Source organism: Roseibium sp. RKSG952, from assembly GCF_009711355.1.
On the sequence record NZ_SMMF01000857.1, the window covers coordinates 1 to 18,608 of the forward strand.

The window sequence follows — 18,608 nt, forward strand, 5'->3', positions numbered from 1 at the left end:
AAGGCGGAAACCGCCTTGAAAGGCGTTCCGGGAACACTTCATCTCAGTCCCAAACAGATGATAATGGGCAGAATTGGCGTGTTCAATTGCGCAGGCCGATACTATGCAGAGGTCTCTACCATGGTCCCTGCAGCCTCCCGGCCGGGAGGCTGCAGAACATGTGAAGATCAACGCTTATCGGCGTCGAACTCGTAGTGTGTGTTGCAGAACTGGCAAGTGACCACGATTTTGTCATCAATGGTCATTTCCGCGACTTCCTCGTCGCTGAAGGTCGTCAGAATGCCTTTGATCTTCTCGCGCGAACACCGGCACTTGTCGGAAATCGGCTGCGGGTCGTAAAGCCGCACGCCCCGCTCGTGGAACAGCCGGAACAGCAGGATTTCAACCCCGATTTCGGGATCGGTCAGCTCGATGTCCTTGACCGTTTCAACAATGGCCTTTGCCTCGACCCAGGCATCATCCTCATCCAGAGCATGCGCCTCGGTGCCTTCAGGCGCGTCGCCCGGGTGCAGATCCGGCTGGCGCATACGCTCGGGCGCATCGGGCAGGAACTGGATCAGGACACCGCCGGCCCGCCATGTCTGCGCCGGACCTTCGCCCTCCTGCCGGGTGAACAATTCGCCGACTGCAAGGCGGACTTCCGTCGGGATCTGCTCCGAGCGGGCAAAATAGCGCCGCGCCACTTCTTCAAGCGAGATGCCGTCCAGCTCCACCATACCCTGATAGCGCTGCATGTGCTTGCCCTGATCGATGGTCATGGCCAGATGACCACGCCCGAGAAGGGCCTCGGGCGTTGCCTGATCCCGGGAGAGACTCGCAACGGCCTCCTCATCGAAACTCGCGCAAGCACGGATCGCATCGGGGGATGAAAAATCGACCACCAGCATGGACACAGGCCCGTCCGTCTGGGTCTGCAGGGTGAAACGGCCGTCGAACTTCAGGGACGTCCCCAACAGGCTGGTCAGAACAATCGCCTCCGCCAGCAGGCGCGACACCGGCTCGGGATATTTGTGACGCCCTAAAATGTCGGCAACCACCGGTCCGAGCGAAACCGCCCGGCCGCGCACGTCCAGTCCCTCCACCGAGAATGGGCGCACCGCATCCATTCCCGCCGGAGTTACACCAAAGTCTTCCAAATTCAATGCCACGCGATGAGCCCTTTACACTGCATCAAAACACCAGGCCAGGATGCCCTTTTGCGCGTGGAGACGGTTCTCAGCCTCGTCAAAAACGACCGAATTCGGGCCATCCATGACTTCCGATGTCACTTCTTCCCCGCGATGGGCAGGCAAGCAATGCATGAACAACGCATCCGTGTTGGCTTCGGCCATCAGACGGTGGTTGACCTGATAAGGCTTGAGAAGGTTATGCCGGTTTTCAGAGTCGTCATCACCCATGGAAACCCAACAATCCGTCACGACACAATCGGTGCCCCGGACAGCCTCATATGGGTCGTCGGTCACGATAATGGAACCCCCGTCGCGCCGGGCGCGCTCGATCAGCTCCATCGGCGGTGCCAATTGGGGCGGCGTTGCGATGCGCAGCTCGAAATCGAAGCGCGGGGCGGCATGGACCCAAGACGCCAGCACATTGTTGCTGTCACCGGTCCAGGCAACACTGCGGCCCTTGATCAACCCGCGATGCTCTTCGAAGGTCAGAAGATCGGCCATGATCTGGCACGGATGGGACAGCTTGGTCAGACCGTTGATCACCGGAACGGTCGCGTTTTCGGCAAGTTCGTTCAAGGCGTCATGGTCCAGGATCCGGATCATGATCGCATCGACAAAGCGCGACAGGACGCGCGCCGTGTCGCCGATCGTCTCGCCACGCCCCAGCTGCATTTCCGCACCGGTCAGCATCAGGGTTTCGCCGCCAAGCTCGCGCATGCCGACATCAAAGGAAATACGGGTCCGGGTCGAGGGTTGCTCGAACACCATGGCAAGCACCTTGCCTGCCAGCAGCCCTTCACCCCGGCGTACCCCGTTGCGGGTCTTCTTGATCTGTTTGGACGCCTCGAGAATGGTCCGAAGTTCTTCGCTGCCGAACTCGGTCAGGTCCAGAAAGTGTTTGGCATGTGCAGTCGAGGTCACTCTGCCGCTCCTTCAAATTGCATCGTTTGCTCCAGCGCCGAAGCAGCTGTTTCCAGCCGCTCGACTGCGTCGGCAATCTCGGCTTCCGTGATCGTCAGTGGCGGCAGGATCCGGACGACATTGTCGCCAGCCGGGACGGCGAGAAGGCCGGCCTCGCGGGCCGCCGCAACAAAATCTCCTGCCGGTGCAACGCATTTGACACCGAGCATCAAACCGTTGCCGCGGATTTCGGCAAAGACGCGCGGATGGCTGTCCGCCAGACCGGCGAGCTTCTGCTTGAACAGAAGGCCCTTGCGGTTGACTTCTTCCAGAAATCCGTCTGCCAGAACCACATCGAGAATCGCATTGCCAACCGCCATGGCGAGCGGATTGCCGCCAAAGGTCGTGCCATGGGTTCCCGGCACCATGGCATCCGCCACGGCACTTGTGGCAAGGCAGGCGCCCATCGGGAAGCCACCGCCGATCCCCTTGGCAACCGCCATCAGATCGGGCGAAACCCCGGACCATTCATGGGCAAACAGCTTTCCGGTCCGGCCGACGCCGGTCTGGATCTCGTCAAAGATCAGCAGAATGCCTTCCGCATCGCACAGCGCGCGCATCTGGCGCAGAAATTCCACCGGGATCTCGCGAATGCCGCCCTCGCCCTGGATCGGTTCAATCGCAAGGGCTGCGGTCTGCGGCCCGATCACCGCCTTGAGTGCCTCGGTATCACCGGCCGGGACCTGATCGAAGCCCGGGGCTTTCGGGCCAAACCCTTCAAGGTATTTTGCCTGTCCGCCAGCGGCGATGGTTCCAAGCGTCCTGCCGTGAAAAGCGCCTTCGAAGGTAACGATATGGAACCGTTCCGGATTGCCCTTGTCATAGTGATAGCGCCGCGCGGTCTTGATCGCAGCTTCCATCGCCTCGGCGCCGGAATTGCAGAAAAAGGCGCGGTCCGCAAAGCTGTTCTCGACAAGCCTTTGGCCCAGCCGCTCCTGCTCCGGGACCCTGTGAAGGTTGGACACATGCCAGAGCTTTTCGGCCTGCGCCTTCAGGGTTTCAACCAGATGCGGATGGCAATGGCCGACGGAGTTGACGGCGATGCCGGAGCCGCAATCGAGGAATCGTCGGCCGTCTTTCGTCACGAGCCAGACACCTTCCCCATGATCGAACTCCAGAGCCGATCTTGCGTAATTTCCAAACAGCGCAGACGCCGACATTTCCTCAACTCCCAAAGGGCTGTAATTGCGACAAGCCGCCAGGATGGCCATGCTTCAAAAGGTTTAGCCACCCGCCAAAACGAAACATGCCGCCCCGGTGAGGCGGCATATGCTTGTCGAATACTTTATACACATGGCTTTTGCTCTGCTGTCAATGGGGATCACCCTGACGCTGTCAATTCTTGATTAAGCCCCAATCATGGCCTTTTGTGGGGAAAAGTCGGTTCGTCCCCATCAGAATAAGGCGAAATTGTTGCTTGTGGATTTATCGCTATTGTACGCTCGGATCAGTCAGACACGACATATCGTGCAGAAAATCACTCGATGGCACTAGATATGCCACGAAAGGCGCAGCTGACTGTGCCTTAACAATCGGTTATTGCCGGGCGGGCAAGCACTGAAAAGAGGTGCGGCAAATGAGTTGGACGACTGAACGCGTAGAGCATTTGAAGAAGCTCTGGTCCGAGGGCCATAGCGCAAGCCAGATTGCAGCGGAACTCGGGGGCATCACCCGAAACGCCGTGATCGGAAAGGTCCATCGTCTTGGATTGTCCGGGCGCACCAAGGCCACACCGGCCCCGAGCAAGACCCGGCGCTCAAAGACACCGGACACAAGCAGCGCCGAGGCACCCGAGCAAAACACCGCCAGTCAGTTGCAAACCGAAGGCGCCACGGCCTTGAAAGCGGCTCCGGAACCCGCACCGCAAGCCGAGGCCAAAACCGAGCCCCTCGCCGAACTCGTTCCGATATCCAAACGTGCTTCGATCATGACCCTGACCGAGCGGACGTGCAAATGGCCGATTGGCGATCCGTCGACGGACGAGTTCTATTTCTGCGGCCGGGGTTCCGAGCCGGGCACGCCCTATTGTGCCCACCATTGCCGTGTCGCCTACCAACCGGTCAGTGACCGCCGCCGCGAACGCCGCCAGGAAGTCCGCGCAGCGGGATAAAAGCATCAGTCAGGTCTTTGGAACAAAAAACCCGCCGAAACGGCGGGTTTTATTTTGTCCGTATCCTAACCGGTCACGGCAAACTGGTCGTTGAAGGCGTAGCCTGCGCCGCGAACCGTGCGGATCGGATCCTTGGCCTTGCCGCGATTGAGCGCCTTGCGCAGACGTCCGACATGCACATCGACCGTCCGTTCGTCGACATAGACGTCATGTCCCCAGACCCCGTCCAGCAACTGTTCACGGGAGAACACCCGTCCAGGCGCGGTCATCAAGAATTCGAGCAAGCGGAACTCGGTCGGTCCGAGGTGGATTTCCTTTTCATTGCGGCGGACCCGGTGGGTTTCGCGGTCCAGCTCGATGTCCCCGGATCTCAGGATCGTCGAGACAACTTCCGGGCTCGCCCGGCGCAGGATCGCGCGCACACGCGCCATCAGTTCGGGCACGGAAAAGGGTTTGACCACGTAATCGTCCGCGCCGGTGGACAAGCCGCGAATGCGTTCGGCTTCCTCGCCCCGGGCCGTCAACATGATGACCGGCAGGCGTTCGGTATCTTCGCGCCCCCGCAAGCGGCGGCAGAGTTCGATCCCGGACAGGCCCGGCAGCATCCAGTCGAGAAGCAACAGGTCGGGCTGGCTTTCACGGAGCCGGATTTCGGCCTCATCGCCGCGCGCGCAGGTGTCGACCGTGTAACCTTCGGCTTCCAAATTGTATCTCAGCAACAAGCTGAGCGGTTCCTCGTCTTCGACGATGAGTACCTTGGGCATTCCAATGTGCTCCAGATAAGCAGGACAGAACGGCGTGGCAGCCGCCTATTCCTCACATGAGGGCAACGCCGGTTTCATCAACCTTCGGGCGGTTATCGCTCAGTCTTTCGCCTGTGACCATGTAATAGACGTTCTCGGCAATGTTGGTCGCGTGATCGCCGATGCGCTCGATATTCTTGGCGCAGAACAACAGATGGGCGCACTGCGTGATGTTGCGCGGATCTTCCATCATGTAGGTCAGCAATTCGCGGAACAGCGAGGTGTACATGGTATCCACCTCCTCGTCGCCATCGCGCACCTTGCGGGCCGCTTCAGCATCCTTGGACGTGTAGGCATCAAGGACATTCTTGAGCTGTGCCAGAGCAAGCTCGGTGATGTGCTCGACACCGATGGCCAATTGCTTGGACTTCAGGTCGCTGTCGATGGCAATCACCCGCTTGGCGACATTCTTGGCAAGATCACCAACGCGTTCCAGGTCGTTCGAGATCCGTCCGGCCGCCATGATCTCGCGCAGATCCGCGCCCAATGGCTGCCGGCGCGCAATGATCTCGACCAGCTTGACCTCGATCTCGCTCCACAACTCGTCCAGCCGCCCGTCTTGCTGGATCGTCTCTCTTGCCAGTTCCAGATCCTGGGTCACCAGCGCCGACACCGCATTGCTGATGGCGCTTTCGGCGATGCCGCCCATCTCGGCAATCCGCCCGGCAATGGCCGTCAGTTCTTCATCATACGAAGACACCGTATGTTCGGGCATTGTTTCATCCTTCGAAAAGTCAGGCGGTTCGCCCCTCAGCCGAACCGGCCCGTGATGTAATCCTGGGTCCGCTTGTCCTGCGGATTGGTGAAAATATCCTGTGTCGGCCCCTCTTCAACAAGAATCCCCAAATGGAAGAAGGCGGTCCGTTGGGACACGCGCGCGGCCTGCTGCATGGAGTGTGTCACGATCACGATCGTAAAGTTCTCCCGCAACTCGTCGATCAGTTCCTCGACTTTCGCGGTGGCGATCGGGTCGAGCGCGGAGCACGGCTCGTCCATCAGGATCACCTCCGGGTTGACCGCGATTGCGCGCGCGATGCACAGGCGCTGCTGCTGACCACCCGACATGCCGGTGCCCGGCTCATCCAGACGGTGACTGACCTCGTCCCACAGGCCCGCCTTCTGAAGGCTGGAGGCGACAATATCATCAAGTTCCGACTTGTTCTTGGCCAGACCGTGGATCCGCGGCCCGTAGGCAATGTTGTCGTAAATCGACTTCGGGAACGGGTTCGGCTTCTGGAATACCATGCCGACCTTGGCGCGCAGCTGCACCGGATCGACCTTCGGATCGTAGATGTCCTCGCCGTCGATCTTGATCGTGCCTTCCACGCGGCAGATGTCGATTGTGTCGTTCATCCTGTTGATGGTGCGCAGGAATGTCGATTTGCCGCAGCCGGACGGGCCAATAAAGGAGGTCACGGACCGGGGCCGGATGTCGATATCAACATCCTTGATGGCGTGGGTGTCCCCATAGTAGACCTGCACGCCTTTTGCGGCGACCTTTGCTTCAGACATTTCGTTCGCCTTGTTGATTCTTGGCATTTCATTCATCGGACCGTCCCCTTTTCTCACCACCGGCGCTCGAACCTGCGACGCAGGATGATCGCGAGAATGTTCATGCTCAGCAGGAAGACCAGAAGGACGATAATGCCCCCCCAGGCCCTTTCGTAAAACGCCGGGTCGGCACGCTTCGCCCACTCGTAAATCTGCGCCGGCATTGCCGAGTTCGGCGACAGGAAGCCGGAGGCGACCCCGGTCGGAAACTCGGATGCGATGAAACCGACCATGCCGATCAGCAGCAGCGGCGCCGTTTCGCCGAGTGCCTGCGCCAGCCCGATGATTGTCCCCGTCAGGATGCCGGGCATGGCAAGCGGCAGGACATGGTGGAAGATGGTCTGCATCTTCGATGCGCCCACGCCAAGCGCCGCTTCACGAATGCTGGGCGGCACCGCTTTTAAGGACGCACGGGTCGAGATGATGATCGTCGGAAGCGTCATCAGCGTCAGCACCAGACCGCCAACCAGCGGCGCCGACTGTGGCAGATGCATGAACTGGATGAACACGGCCAGACCAAGAATACCGAACACGATCGAGGGCACCGCGGCGAGGTTCGAGATATTCACCTCGATCAGATCGGTGAACTTGTTCTGCGGCGCAAACTCCTCAAGATAGATGGAGGCCGCCACACCGATCGGCAGAGACAGCACCAGCACCACGATCATCATGAACAGCGAGCCGACCATCGAGGCACCGATACCGGCCTGTTCCGGACGGGAATCCGAAGCATCGGTGCCGAAGACGAAGTCCCAGTTGAACTTCTTCTGAACCGATCCGCTTTCCACCAGCTTGTCGATGATGTCGAGATGGGCCGCGTCGAGGTTCTTGTCCTTGACAAGGTCTTCGCGCTTGACCCGCAGCTTCAGATAGCCGTCCACACGTGAAGACGCGAGCAGGTCATAGGTGATGGTTTCGCCGTTCTGGCTCATCACCTGATCCCAATTGGCCAGAATATCGCGCCGGATCGTGGCTGCAGCACCCGAGGACAGCATCTTGCGCAGATCCCGTCCGTTCATTTCGTGCTCCAGCCCGGCCTCGGCCATCTTGACGACCAGCGCTTCCTCGATCATCGAGTTGTAGCGGGAGGTTTTAACAACTGATTTTTCGGCCTGATTGATCCGGTCCGTGTCGATCGTGATGTTCACGGTGAAGACGGTCTGGGTAAAGGCCCCAAGCCCGTTGGACAGGATCGCCCACAGCAACGCCAGAAGGAAGAAAAGCCCAACGCAGATCGCGGCAATCCCATAGGCCTGGAAGCGCTTTTCCGCAGCATTGCGCCGGCGTGTCCGGTCGTCCTGGGTCAGCAGGGATTTCGGGGCCGGAGAAGCCGGAGACGCGGCCGACTGAAGAGGGGTCGTCGTGTCGGTCATTAGTCGTACTGCTCCCGGTATTTGCGCACGATGTAGAGGGCGAGGACATTCAGGCCGAGTGTGATGACAAACAGGGTCATCCCGAGCGCAAAAGCGACCAGGGCTTCCGGAGAGGCAAAGTCCGCATCCCCGGTCAGCTGGCTGACGATCTTGGCTGTCACCGTCGTCATGGCCTCCAGCGGGTTCAGGCTGAGACGCGCGGCCGCACCGGCCCCCAGAACCACGATCATGGTTTCGCCGATGGCGCGGGAGGCGGCAAGCAGAATGGCCCCGACAATGCCCGGCAGGGCCGCCGGCAGGATCACCAGCTTGACCGTTTCGGAATGGGTCGCCCCCATGCCGAGCGATCCGTCACGCATCGCCTGTGGCACGGCATTGATGATGTCGTCGGACAGGGAGCTCACGAACGGGATCAGCATGATGCCCATGACAAAGCCTGCGGTGAGTACCGACGAAGCCCCACTCATCCAGCTCACGCCCAGCGCCCCGTTGGAGCCGAACACGTCAACCAGCAGCGGCCCGACCGTCAGGAGCGCGAACAGACCATAGACGATGGTCGGAATACCGGCCAGAACCTCCAGAAGGGGTTTCGCGACAGCGCGAACTTTCGGCCCGGCATATTCGGAAAGGTAAATCGCCGCAAACAGCCCGATCGGCACGGCCACCGCCAGTGCGATCAGGGAGATGTAAAGCGTTGCCCAGATGAGCGGAACGATACCAAGCTCGGACCCGCCGCCGAAGCTCGGGCTCCATACAAGCCCGAAGAAAAACTCGCTCGCCGGATACAGCTTGAAGAACTCGATTGTGTTGAAGATCAGCGACAACACGATGCCGATGGTCGTCAGAATGGCGATACTCGCTGCGGCGATCAAGATGGATTTGACGACCTGCTCGACGACGTTGCGCGCGCGGAAATCCTTGGAGGTTCGCAAGTATGCAAAAGCCAGCCCTGCAATGCCGAGTGCGATCACGACAATGCTGCGCAACAAGGTGCCGATCGCGCTCATGTCGCGGTACTTCTGGGCTGCGCGCAAGGTGTTGGAATTCACATCCGATCCAAGCGCCACGCCGACCGCTCCAAGACGCGCGCGCACATCCGTCAGCTCGGTTCGGACCGAGTCGGCCATTTGCGGCGACATGGCCCCCTGGGCGACGGCCTCGTCGAGACCATTGGCAACACGTTTCACGTCGCTCATCACCAGGCTCAAGGAACTGCCCTCAAGCGATTGCGGCGAAATCGTCGCGGCGACCTGCGTGTTGATCCAGAACGGCTGGGCCAGCAACCACAGCGCCAGCGCCAGAAGAGACGGGATCAGAACGGACAGGGCCACGTTCCAACCGTAGTAACCGGGCAGCGAATGCAGCAAACGGCCGTCATGGCCGGCCGATGAAAGCGCCCTGCTCCGACCGGCAAAATAACCGATCACGGCAAGAACGATGAGAACTATTAAAAGAAGACCGAGAGACATAAGCGCATCCGAAACCGGAAAAGGAAGAAAGGGCGGCCGGTGGCCGCCCCTCCGATCGTTCGGGGCTTACTGGCCCATGGTCTGTTCGTTGCTCACGGAAGCCTGGGTCGCAGCCAGCTCCGGATCGGAAACCAGGCCGTACTGAGCCAGCGGGCCGTCCGGACCAGCGATTTCGTCGGAAACGAAGAACTCGGCATATTCCTTGAGGCCCGGGATCACGCCGATATGTGCCTTCTTGATGTAGAAGAACAGCGGGCGGGAAACCGGATACTCACCGTCAGCGATGGTCTGAGTGGTCGGCTCGATGCCGTCCATGGTCGCGACCTTCAGCTTGTCGGTGTTGTTTTCGTAGAATGCCAGACCGAAAACACCGATGCCGTTCGGGTTGGAGTCGATGCGGGCAAGGGTCTCGGTGTAGTCGCCGTCGATGTCAACGGACTTGCCGTCGGTGCGGACCGCGATGCAAGCGTCTTCAGCGTCGTCTTCGGACATGCCGGAGTCGATCATGGCCTTCAGGGCGCCGGTCTTTTCACAACCAACAGCCAGAACCTTCTCTTCGAACACTTCACGTGTGCCGTGCTTTGTGCCCGGAATGAAGGCGGCAATTTCAACGTTCGGCAGGTCGGAGTTGAACTCGGCCCAGTTGTTGTACGGGTTGTCGACGATCTTGCCGTCCTTCAGGACCTTCGGAGCCAGAGCGTTGTACCAGTCGGATTCGGTGAAGGCGGTGAATGCCGGACCGTCTTTCTGGGACGCAAACACGATCCCGTCGTAGCCGATGCGGACTTCGATGATGTCAGCAACGCCGTTTTCCGCACACGCCTTGATTTCCTTTTCGCGGATCGCGCGGGAAGCGTTTGCAACGTCGATGGTGTTTTCGCCAACGCCTGTGCAGAACTTCTTCAGGCCAGCGGAAGAACCGCCGGATTCAACGACCGGGGTCGGGAAATCGGTGTTTTCGCCGAAAGCTTCAGCAACGATGGAGGCGTAAGGCAGAACCGTGGACGAACCGGCGATCTGGACCTGATCGCGCGCCTGAGCAGCACCAGCGAACGCGGTAGAAGCAACAGCAAGAGCAGTTGCGCTTACGAGGGTCGAAAATTTCACTTGACCACTCCCTTTGAATGTCAAGGTTTCTTGGATAACCGCCGGGCTCATGATTTTTCCCGAGCGATGCGCGCGACCGTAGAACCGGCGCATGAGACTGATATGACAGATGAATTTCAGTTTTATGACAGTTTATCTTATTGTTTTTATTGTCACTTTCGGATTCTCGGCAAATTTCCGCCCGGTCAGCCCATCTGATTTTTGCAGGTCAGATAGCAGCACCGCTCAAGGATCGCAAATGAAGAAAATTCAAAAGATTTGCCAGCTAATTAAAAAACCGTAACGCGTGGAACATGTTCATGCCCTGGTGAAAGATAACCTCGGCAATCTGTGCATGTATTGCGCCGCTGAACACGCCGGGCCTGCTTTTGTGCGGTCTTAAAATGTCGCAGGCACCAAAAGCCGCACTGGGTGCTTTTCAGGCACTGAATCGCCAGTGCGTGCCACTATTATCGCCAGAGATGTGCAAATTTTCGGCAAGTGAATCCGTGTCTGATTATTCACCTGTGAAACGGACGCAGAATTTTGTCCCTTCGCCCAGACGGCTCCTGATTTCGAGACGGGCCCGGTGCCGGGTCAAAATGTGTTTGACGATGGCAAGCCCCAGACCGGTTCCTTTCATGGACCGGCTTGAATCGACATCGACACGGTAGAACCTTTCGGTCAGCCGCGGGACATGCTCCTCCGCAATACCTTCGCCATAGTCCCTGACGCTTAAAGTCGCGTCCTGCGACAAACCGGATCCCTTGATCGAGACATCGACGTACTTACCGGTGCTGCCGTATTTGATTGCATTCTCGATGAGGTTTTCCGCCACCTGGATCAGCTCGTCCCGATCCCCTTTCACCAAGACCTCTTCTTCCGGCACATCCATGCGAATTTCGATATCCGTGTCATCGGCAAGAGGTGTCAGGGCTGCGACCGTGTGTTTGACGATCTCGGCCAGATCCACTTCCGACGCCGGCCGGACATGCACCTTGAGTTCAATCCGCGACAACGACAGAATGTCGTCGACAAGCCGGCGCATGCGCCCGGCCTGGTCATGCATGATCGCCAGGAATTGCTCCCGCGCTTTCGGGTCATCCCTGGCCGGCCCCTGCAGGGTTTCGATAAAGCCGGTCAGCGAGGCAAGCGGTGTCCTCAGTTCGTGGCTGGCATTGGCGACAAAGTCGGTGCGCATCCGTTCGAGCCGGCGTTGTTCCGTCAGATCCCGAATGACAACCAGGATAAAATCCGGAACCCTGTCCCCCGAGGCAGAAGCTCCGGGAGAGGGCATGTAGACGGGTGACAGATAGGCCTCGAAATAGGCCTCTGTCGGGACTTTTTCCGCCCAGTTGATACGCTCTGGCGCACCGCTTGTGCACACCCGGTCGAATGCTTCGAGAAGTGACGGCGCGCGCAAGGAAAATGAAAGCGGATCGCCCGGCCTGACCGACCCGTAGGCGGCCGTGGCGGCCTTGTTGACATACCGGGTGATCCCCCGGCCATCGGCAACAAAGCATGGCGTCGGCAAGGCATCCACGGTCAGCTTCATGCCGGTGCCGGGCCACATGCGCCGCAATTCGCGCTGCCGGGACACCGCAAACTTGCGCGACCGGGGGCGTCCGGAGACCAAGACCGTAACCGCAACCAGGATCCCCCACCCGAAAACCGCTGCGATGACCGGCAAACCGTAGGCCACCACAGCATAAATGGCGAGACCGGCCGCAGCCAAAAGCTGCCACCGCGCCTCGCGCAATCGGGCAGCGGGCGTTGATCGCCGGATTTCCTCACTCTGGTCCTGGGTCATGGGCTCCTCTGCGAGCGCCTATATAACGGATAACATTGCCAAAACATAAAAAAGTGTTTCGTCAGCTAAATGACAGTCAGACAAACCCGGCTGCGTTTATGCCGGGTGGGCAACGCAGATAACAGGCTTGCATGTCAATCAGGCGACACACCACACGCAATTGCCACTTGTCATATATGCAAGGGATTTTGAATGCGGCACGGGACAATGGTTGGCCTCCCTGTCCCCGATCAACTATCTTGCCAAGCACTCAGTCTTGCCTCCCGCAGGCATCGACCGCTGCCAAGGACCACATACGTGAAACACGACCTGGAATTCGAACCCAACTATGCGCGTCCGGTTGAAATCGCGCCCGGGATCAGGCGCATGACAGCCCGGAACCCCGGACCGTTCACATTCTATGGCACCAACACCTATCTGATCGGCACCCAAAAGCCTGTCGTTGTAGACCCCGGTCCGGTCGAGCCCGCTCACATCGAGGCGATCATGGCTGCAGCCGGCAACGACATCGGCGCGATCCTGATCACGCATACCCATATGGACCATTCACCGGCAGCGGCCGTTCTCAAGTCCATGACCGGGGCGGACATCTTCGGCTGCGGCCCGCACCGGGCTGCAAGAGAGCTGACCGAGGGCGAGTTCAACCCGCTTGATGCCAGCGCCGACCGCACCTACAGCCCGGATCACGAATTGGCACACGGCGACAAGGTCGATCTGGGAGGGTTCGAGTTCGAGACGCTCGCAACGCCCGGCCATACCGCGAACCACCTGTGTTTCGCACTGTCCGGCACGGACATCATGCTGTCTGCGGATCATGTCATGGCCTGGTCGACTTCCATTGTCGCCCCTCCGGACGGCACCATGCGCGACTATATGAGTTCGCTCGACCTGCTCGCGCAGGTGCCGCACGATTGCTACCTGCCCGGCCATGGCGGCGTTCTGCGCGACGCCCATGCCTATGTCGGCGAGCTCGCGAACCACCGGCGGTCCCGGGAGCGCTCGATCCTCGGGGTACTCGGCGAGACGCCTCAATCGGTTCCGGACATCGTTTCAGCCGTTTATCAGGGCCTTGATCCAAAACTTGCAGGTGCGGCTGCCTTGTCGGCATTTGCGCAACTCGAATGGCTGTGTGAGCGCGGTGAAGTCGTCACATCGGGGTCCCCAACGCTCAAAAGCCGCTACCGGCTTGCGTAAACGCCCAGCCTTCGCCCCGCGCAAGACTATTCGGGACCTTCCGGCCCGCCCTCCCCGATTTCGAAAAAGGGCTTGAACTGGGGCACGGGTGTCACCGGCACACTGCCGCCGGACGCGTCGTCATTGATCTCGTCCGCGCCGATCAGCCCGGCTTCCTCTTCCTGCACAACAATCCGCGCGAGGTCTCCGTAGGTATCGAGCAACACACGGTCAAGTTCGTCAAAAACGTCCCGGACGCGTTCGGCGTTGCTTGACAGCCCCGGCAATGCGAAGGGGGAAACCGAGCGTATATCGAGCAGGGTGCCGACCGGGTCCTGCCTGATCCGCAAGGCAAGGGTCTGCTCCATGCCGATCACCGGATCGCGAACAAGCAGTTGCAACGCGGTCGCTTCGTCCAAAAGATCGGGCGGCAATTCATAGGCAACCGGCCACGCATTTTCCGCCGCCATCACAAGCGCTGCGGCATGAAGACGGGCAGGCGGAACGCGATACCGCCGCGGTACGATATCGGGATAGAACTCGGCCTGCGCCTCTTTCGTGTCCGGAGCGTCTTTGAGTGACAATCGCTGGATCCGGCTGACCGGATCCGCTTCGATCGGCGCGGTCCATACCGGCTCCGGAAGCATGGCTCCCGGAAGACTTGAGGTCCGGATTTCCGGTGGTGTCACAAGGTCGGTCGAGATGTCCGGCAGGCTCGGCGCGATGCGCAGCCCGGCCCCAAGCCAAACAAATGGAGCAAGCACCAGAATGCCGGCAAGCCCGCCCCAAAAGGCCGCCAGACTTCCCTCGCCGCCGCGCCGCCACAGTCTCCAGAGAGAAACCCCGGACAGCAGCACCGCGCTCAATGCAAGCAACCCCGCACCGCCTGCCGCGAGAACCAGAATGGTTTCATCAATAAAGCGAAACCGGTATCCGGCAACGGTGATCAGGAACACCGCAACCGCGAGCGCGCCAAGACGGTAGGCATAGTGCGCCGTTTCCGGCCTGTAGGTTGGTAAGCGTTTCAAGACGGCATCCCGGCCCCAACGTTTGAATCACGTTCCCTTTCAATGTGTAACGGCCCCGGATCAAAATTGCGACCGGACAATCACGCAAACCCGCCGCTCAACATGGCTGAAATGTATTCTTTCAGCGCGTTAAGCCATCCTGAAACAACGCAATTTTCTTAAGCAGACGTAATAAATCGTTACGCTTTTTTACTAGTCAAATCCCCCCATCAGCCCCAATTTTTAAAGAGCCTGCTAAATCGACGTGCAGCGCGGATTGCAAACCGGAAAAAAGTGGCTCGAACAATGTCTGACAAGTCCGCCGACCAAGTGCCCCATCGCCCAAATCTCGAAAGCCAGTACAAGCCTGTCGGTATTCAGGCCGTCAGCGCTGCAGCTCTTTGTCATCGGCCCGCCGAAACACAAAAGCCGCAGTCAAAACACGGTCAACACCGCGTTCTGCTGGATATGTTCAGTTGATCCATACCAGCCGGACGCGCATCTTGCGCCCGGCTGGTTCGAACCGGTTGCCAGACGACCGGCGCTGAAGAATGTTATGGCACGGTTCCCGGCACTGAGGCATGTTTTGGGGACGTCCCGCGCGGATGTCCGGAAATGCGTCTTGGAGCCAGATTGATGATCATAGCTTATTGCCCGTCGGTCAGCGGATTGCAGCGCATCGAATTGTCGGAAGGGCAGCCCATCCCGGGCACCGCGATCTGGATCGATTTGTTCAAGCCCAATCAGGCCGAGCAGATTGCTGCCGAAAAGATGATGGGCGCGCAGATCCCGACACGCGAGGAAATCACCTCAATCGAATCCTCCGCCCGGTTCTATGACGAACCCGGAGCGATCGTGATGACCGCGCTGTTGCCGATGGCGGCCCAGCAAACCGACGCGGCCAAGGCCTCGGTGATCTTTATCCTGAGTTCCAAACGTCTGGTCACGGTCCGCTATGGCGAGCCGCGGTCTCTGGTGGTGTGTTCCAAGAAGGTTCAGGCCGACCCGGGCATCCAGCATACGGGACCGGCCGTTCTGTTCACCATGCTCGACATCATCATCGACCGCTGCGCCGACGTTCTGGAAGACGCGTCAACCGAATATGACCGCCTGTCGCTTCTCGTGTTCGGGGCAGGCCTCACCTCCCGGAAAACAAAAGTGTATCAGGAAGCGATCAAGGCCCAGGGCCGGATCGGGCTGCAGACGGCGAAGATGCATCAGGTCTGTACGAGCCTGGCCCGGTTGATTCTCTATCTCGGCACGCATCCCAAAAAAGTCTCGCTCAGCGACGACCAGATCGCGTTGTGCAAGACGATCAGCCGCGACATCCACTCGATCAAGGAACATGGCGACGCCCTCGACAACAACCTGACGTTCCTGCTCGACGCGACCATTGGACTTGTCACGCTCGAGCAGAACCAGATCATCAAGATCTTCTCCGTCCTCGGCGTGATCTTTCTGCCCCCGACCCTGATTGCCTCGATCTACGGCATGAATTTCGAAAACATGCCGGAGCTCAGATGGTCGTTCGGGTTTCCGTTCTCGATCCTGTTGATGGTCGGGTCGATCGCCGCGACCTTCCTGCTGTTCCGGCTCAAGAAGCTGCTTTAGGACAAGACACTGACCGGATCTTTCACGGATAGAGCCGCACCTTCGTCCAGCCGCCTTCCGGCCCTGCACGGCGGAACACCACGCGGTCGTGCAGACGGAACGGCCGGTCGTGCCAGAACTCGATCGACACCGGCTCCAGCCGCATGCCCGACCAGTATCCGGGCCGCGGAATATCTCCGATCCCGAATTTCGCCGTATATCTTGCGACTTCTTTCTCAAGCGCAAACCGGCTTTCCAGCGGGCGGGATTGTTTCGACGCCCAGGCGCCGATCCGGCTGCCGCGCGGGCGCGACTTATAGTAGGCATCCGCTTCCGTGTCCGGCACTTGCACCACCCCGCCGCGGATGCGCACCTGCCGGCGCAATGATTTCCAGTGGAAACACATGGCAGCTTTCCCCGCGTTCACCAATTCGTGCCCCTTGGCACTCTCGAAATTGGTGTAGAAGACAAATCCCCGCTCATCGAAGTCCTTCAAAAGCACCATGCGCACATTCGGCAAGCCTTCTTCATCCACGGTCGCAAGGGCGAGCGCATTCGGGTCGTTCGGCTCGCTCCGCCCCGCGTCCTCCAGCCAGCTCCCGAACAGGGCAAATGGGTCTGCCGCCTCGACAAAATCATTGTTTTTTAACTCTTCGGTATGATCCTGAGCGTCTGTCATCTTGTGCCTTTGCGCCGTCACGGTGGCTTGACCAGCCCGGTGCGTATTTGCCGATTGGAAAGGTCGAAGCGATTGAACTGTAAGTGGCCATATAAGAATGTGCTGCGCAAGAGCCACCTCTTGCGTGCCCTGGCAGGCGGAGCCTTTCTCGCCCTGGGCGGCTGCGCCCAGGTGTCGGTTCCACTGGCCAGTGCGGACGTGCGCACCCCCCTCGTCATTTCCGGGCATCTCGGTGGCGCACAGGATACCGCCTTTGCCGATATCGATCCTATCGACCGGCAAATGATCGCAGCCACCCTGTCGGGCATGATCTCCACAGGCCCCGAAACCGGCTACCGTGCGGCAGACGCGCCGTCCTCCGGCTGGATCAATCCCGAAAGCGGCAATTCCGGCACGATTTCAAAAGTCGGCACGCAAACTCTGGCCAGCACCGGCTGCCTGACCTTCACCACAACGGCCAACACGATCGAAGGGGTCCGGCTCTATCAAGGAAGCGCTTGCCAGAATGCCTCCTCGCAGCTTACCGTCACCGCATTGAGATCAGCGGAAACTTGATTGCCGCGCTTTTGCGATTAAAAGCAACCGTCAGCAGCGTGTGTTGGAGCACCTTGGAATTTATTCCTAAAGCGCCAATATAAGGGTGGACTTTCCCGCTCCGGCTTCAGACAAGGCTGCGACGATGGATGGCCGGAGCACCGGCGGATCGCGAGACGGCAGTTGAGCGGCTCACAAACTCGGTAACTGAAAATGCGTGACCCCTACAGCGTTCTGGGCGTGGCAAAAAACGCCAGCGAGAGCGACATCAAAAAGGCCTTCAGGAAGTTGGCCAAGAAATACCACCCGGATCAGAACAAGGACGATCCGGGCGCACAGTCGCGTTTTGCCGAAGTCAACCAGGCCTATGAAATCGTCGGCGACAAGGACAAGCGCGCGCAATTCGACCGCGGCGAAATCGACGCCGAGGGCAAGCCCAAGTTCCAGGCCCACGGCTTTGACGGCTTCAGCGATTTCAGCGAATTCGGCGGCGGCGGCGGCGGCGCACGCGGCTTCCGGGGGCAATCCGGCGGCTTCAGCGGCGCCGGCGGCGGAGCGGGATCGTTCGACGACATCCTGAACGACATTCTGGGCGGCTTCGGCGGCGGCGGACGCCGCGCGCGCGGCGGTGGCGGTGCAAGTGCGGGTGCCGCGGGCGGTGCCGGAGGCCCGCGCGGCGCCGCACCCCAGAAGGGCAAGAATGCGGAGATCGTTGCCCGCGTGTCGCTGGAAGAGCTTGCGGTTTCGGCCAAGACCCAGGTCACCCTGCCGAGCGGCAAGACGGTCAATGTCAACATTCCCGCCGGAACCGGCGAGGGCGAAAAGATCCGTCTGCGGGGTCAGGGCTATCCGGGCGAGTTCGGCGGCCCGGCCGGGGATGCGGTGGTGGAAATCCGCCTGCGCCCGCACAAGCTGTTCGAGGTCAGGGGCGCCGACCTTCATCTCGACCTGCCGGTGACGCTTTATGAAGCGGTTCTGGGCGCAAAGATCCGCACCCCGATCCTGACCGGGGCGGTCAATCTCAGCATTCCGGCAGGTTCGTCGAGCGGCAAGGTCATGCGGCTGAAGGGCAAGGGCCTGCCGACCAGGGGCGGCGGCCATGGCGATCTTCTGGTCCGCATCGAGATCCAGCTGCCCGCCCGCTCCGACGGCGAGTTCGAAACCCTGATGAAAGCCTGGCGCGACATCACCCCCTATTCCGCCCGCGGGCCGGAATTCGACTGACCGGTCTCTCATCGGCCATGACCTGATCAGGGCATCCAGACCGCCGGGGTTTGCGATACCGGAAATGCCG

The 18,608-nt window shown here is 59.9% G+C and carries 17 protein-coding genes; 5 read left to right on the top strand and 12 right to left on the bottom strand.

Annotated features, from left to right (window positions below; all coding sequences use genetic code 11):
* Window positions 1-167 precede the first annotated feature (167 nt).
* From E1297_RS10900 to E1297_RS10910, 3 genes are read right to left on the bottom strand one after another with little or no spacing between them, the layout of a single operon-like run.
* Window positions 168-1,148, bottom strand: a complete 981-nt coding sequence (locus E1297_RS10900) for an Hsp33 family molecular chaperone (RefSeq protein ID WP_368669522.1) — start codon at window positions 1,146-1,148, stop codon at window positions 168-170.
* Window positions 1,149-1,160: 12 nt separating this feature from the next.
* Entirely contained in the window at window positions 1,161-2,090 is a 930-nt protein-coding gene (gene argF / locus E1297_RS10905; RefSeq protein WP_368669523.1) for an ornithine carbamoyltransferase, read from the bottom strand.
* Window positions 2,087-3,289 (bottom strand): aspartate aminotransferase family protein, encoded by a 1,203-nt coding sequence (locus E1297_RS10910; RefSeq protein ID WP_155137924.1) that lies wholly within the window; start codon window positions 3,287-3,289, stop codon window positions 2,087-2,089. The genes argF and E1297_RS10910 overlap by 4 nt, the downstream gene beginning before the upstream one ends.
* A 416-nt stretch (window positions 3,290-3,705) precedes the next feature.
* On the opposite strand from E1297_RS10910, the gene E1297_RS10915 reads away from it, so the two are divergent.
* Window positions 3,706-4,239, top strand: a complete 534-nt coding sequence (locus tag E1297_RS10915; protein ID WP_155137926.1) for a GcrA family cell cycle regulator — start codon at window positions 3,706-3,708, stop codon at window positions 4,237-4,239.
* Between the two features lie 65 nt (window positions 4,240-4,304).
* Here E1297_RS10915 and phoB read toward each other — a convergent pair whose 3' ends face one another.
* The 7 genes from phoB to E1297_RS10950 form a co-directional block, all read right to left on the bottom strand.
* Complete coding sequence (gene phoB, locus E1297_RS10920) at window positions 4,305-5,003, bottom strand: phosphate regulon transcriptional regulator PhoB (protein ID WP_155137928.1); 699 nt, start codon at window positions 5,001-5,003, stop codon at window positions 4,305-4,307.
* A gap of 52 nt (window positions 5,004-5,055) precedes the next feature.
* A complete protein-coding gene (phoU, locus tag E1297_RS10925) occupies window positions 5,056-5,757 on the bottom strand; it encodes a phosphate signaling complex protein PhoU (protein ID WP_155137930.1) in 702 nt (233 codons plus the stop codon).
* A 35-nt stretch (window positions 5,758-5,792) separates the two neighbouring features.
* On the bottom strand, window positions 5,793-6,590 hold the full coding sequence (pstB, locus tag E1297_RS10930) for a phosphate ABC transporter ATP-binding protein PstB (protein ID WP_155137931.1): 798 nt from the start codon (window positions 6,588-6,590) through the stop codon (window positions 5,793-5,795).
* 17 nt (window positions 6,591-6,607) lie between these two features.
* Window positions 6,608-7,966, bottom strand: coding sequence for a phosphate ABC transporter permease PstA (pstA, locus tag E1297_RS10935; protein WP_155137933.1), 1,359 nt, complete (start codon window positions 7,964-7,966; stop codon window positions 6,608-6,610).
* On the bottom strand, window positions 7,966-9,435 hold the full coding sequence (gene pstC, locus E1297_RS10940) for a phosphate ABC transporter permease subunit PstC (protein WP_155137935.1): 1,470 nt from the start codon (window positions 9,433-9,435) through the stop codon (window positions 7,966-7,968). Before pstC ends, pstA begins: the two co-directional genes overlap by 1 nt.
* Before the next feature lie 66 nt (window positions 9,436-9,501).
* Window positions 9,502-10,542 carry a substrate-binding domain-containing protein gene (locus tag E1297_RS10945; protein ID WP_368669524.1) on the bottom strand — a complete coding sequence of 347 codons (1,041 nt, stop codon included), beginning with the start codon at window positions 10,540-10,542 and terminating at the stop codon, window positions 9,502-9,504.
* A 496-nt stretch (window positions 10,543-11,038) separates the two neighbouring features.
* Entirely contained in the window at window positions 11,039-12,331 is a 1,293-nt protein-coding gene (locus tag E1297_RS10950) for an ATP-binding protein (RefSeq protein ID WP_155137939.1), read from the bottom strand.
* 297 nt (window positions 12,332-12,628) lie between these two features.
* Between E1297_RS10950 and E1297_RS10955 the strand changes: the two genes are divergently transcribed.
* The gene (locus tag E1297_RS10955; protein ID WP_368669525.1) at window positions 12,629-13,525 is read left to right on the top strand and encodes an MBL fold metallo-hydrolase; all 897 of its coding nucleotides are present in this window, start codon (window positions 12,629-12,631) and stop codon (window positions 13,523-13,525) included.
* A 26-nt stretch (window positions 13,526-13,551) separates the two neighbouring features.
* On the opposite strand, the gene E1297_RS10960 is transcribed toward E1297_RS10955, so the two are convergent.
* On the bottom strand, window positions 13,552-14,532 hold the full coding sequence (locus tag E1297_RS10960) for a DUF1499 domain-containing protein (RefSeq protein ID WP_155137941.1): 981 nt from the start codon (window positions 14,530-14,532) through the stop codon (window positions 13,552-13,554).
* Window positions 14,533-15,147: 615 nt separating this feature from the next.
* Here E1297_RS10960 and E1297_RS10965 point away from each other — a divergent pair.
* On the top strand, window positions 15,148-16,122 hold the full coding sequence (locus tag E1297_RS10965) for a CorA family divalent cation transporter (RefSeq protein ID WP_155137943.1): 975 nt from the start codon (window positions 15,148-15,150) through the stop codon (window positions 16,120-16,122).
* A 22-nt stretch (window positions 16,123-16,144) separates the two neighbouring features.
* On the opposite strand, the gene pdxH is transcribed toward E1297_RS10965, so the two are convergent.
* A complete protein-coding gene (gene pdxH / locus E1297_RS10970; RefSeq protein WP_155137945.1) occupies window positions 16,145-16,780 on the bottom strand; it encodes a pyridoxamine 5'-phosphate oxidase in 636 nt (211 codons plus the stop codon).
* Window positions 16,781-16,900: 120 nt separating this feature from the next.
* Here pdxH and E1297_RS10975 point away from each other — a divergent pair, with 120 nt between their 5' ends.
* Together E1297_RS10975 and E1297_RS10980 are read left to right on the top strand one after the other, a co-directional pair.
* The gene (locus E1297_RS10975) at window positions 16,901-17,335 is read left to right on the top strand and encodes an RT0821/Lpp0805 family surface protein (RefSeq protein ID WP_209015749.1); all 435 of its coding nucleotides are present in this window, start codon (window positions 16,901-16,903) and stop codon (window positions 17,333-17,335) included.
* Window positions 17,336-17,527: 192 nt separating this feature from the next.
* Complete coding sequence (locus E1297_RS10980) at window positions 17,528-18,538, top strand: DnaJ C-terminal domain-containing protein (RefSeq protein ID WP_155137948.1); 1,011 nt, start codon at window positions 17,528-17,530, stop codon at window positions 18,536-18,538.
* The last annotated feature ends 70 nt before the right edge of the window (window positions 18,539-18,608 follow it).

Excerpts from the sequence above, each read along its gene's own strand:
- E1297_RS10910 (WP_155137924.1), bottom strand. The coding sequence starts at position 3,289 with ATGTCGGCGTCTGCGCTGTTTGGAAATTACGCAAGATCGGCTCTGGAG.
- E1297_RS10915 (WP_155137926.1), top strand. The coding sequence starts at position 3,706 with ATGAGTTGGACGACTGAACGCGTAGAGCATTTGAAGAAGCTCTGGTCC.
- phoB (WP_155137928.1), bottom strand. The coding sequence starts at position 5,003 with ATGCCCAAGGTACTCATCGTCGAAGACGAGGAACCGCTCAGCTTGTTG.
- phoU (WP_155137930.1), bottom strand. The coding sequence starts at position 5,757 with ATGCCCGAACATACGGTGTCTTCGTATGATGAAGAACTGACGGCCATT.
- pstB (WP_155137931.1), bottom strand. The coding sequence starts at position 6,590 with ATGAATGAAATGCCAAGAATCAACAAGGCGAACGAAATGTCTGAAGCA.
- pstA (WP_155137933.1), bottom strand. The coding sequence starts at position 7,966 with ATGACCGACACGACGACCCCTCTTCAGTCGGCCGCGTCTCCGGCTTCT.
- pstC (WP_155137935.1), bottom strand. The coding sequence starts at position 9,435 with ATGTCTCTCGGTCTTCTTTTAATAGTTCTCATCGTTCTTGCCGTGATC.
- E1297_RS10950 (WP_155137939.1), bottom strand. The coding sequence starts at position 12,331 with ATGACCCAGGACCAGAGTGAGGAAATCCGGCGATCAACGCCCGCTGCC.
- E1297_RS10965 (WP_155137943.1), top strand. The coding sequence starts at position 15,148 with ATGATCATAGCTTATTGCCCGTCGGTCAGCGGATTGCAGCGCATCGAA.
- pdxH (WP_155137945.1), bottom strand. The coding sequence starts at position 16,780 with ATGACAGACGCTCAGGATCATACCGAAGAGTTAAAAAACAATGATTTT.
- E1297_RS10980 (WP_155137948.1), top strand. The coding sequence starts at position 17,528 with ATGCGTGACCCCTACAGCGTTCTGGGCGTGGCAAAAAACGCCAGCGAG.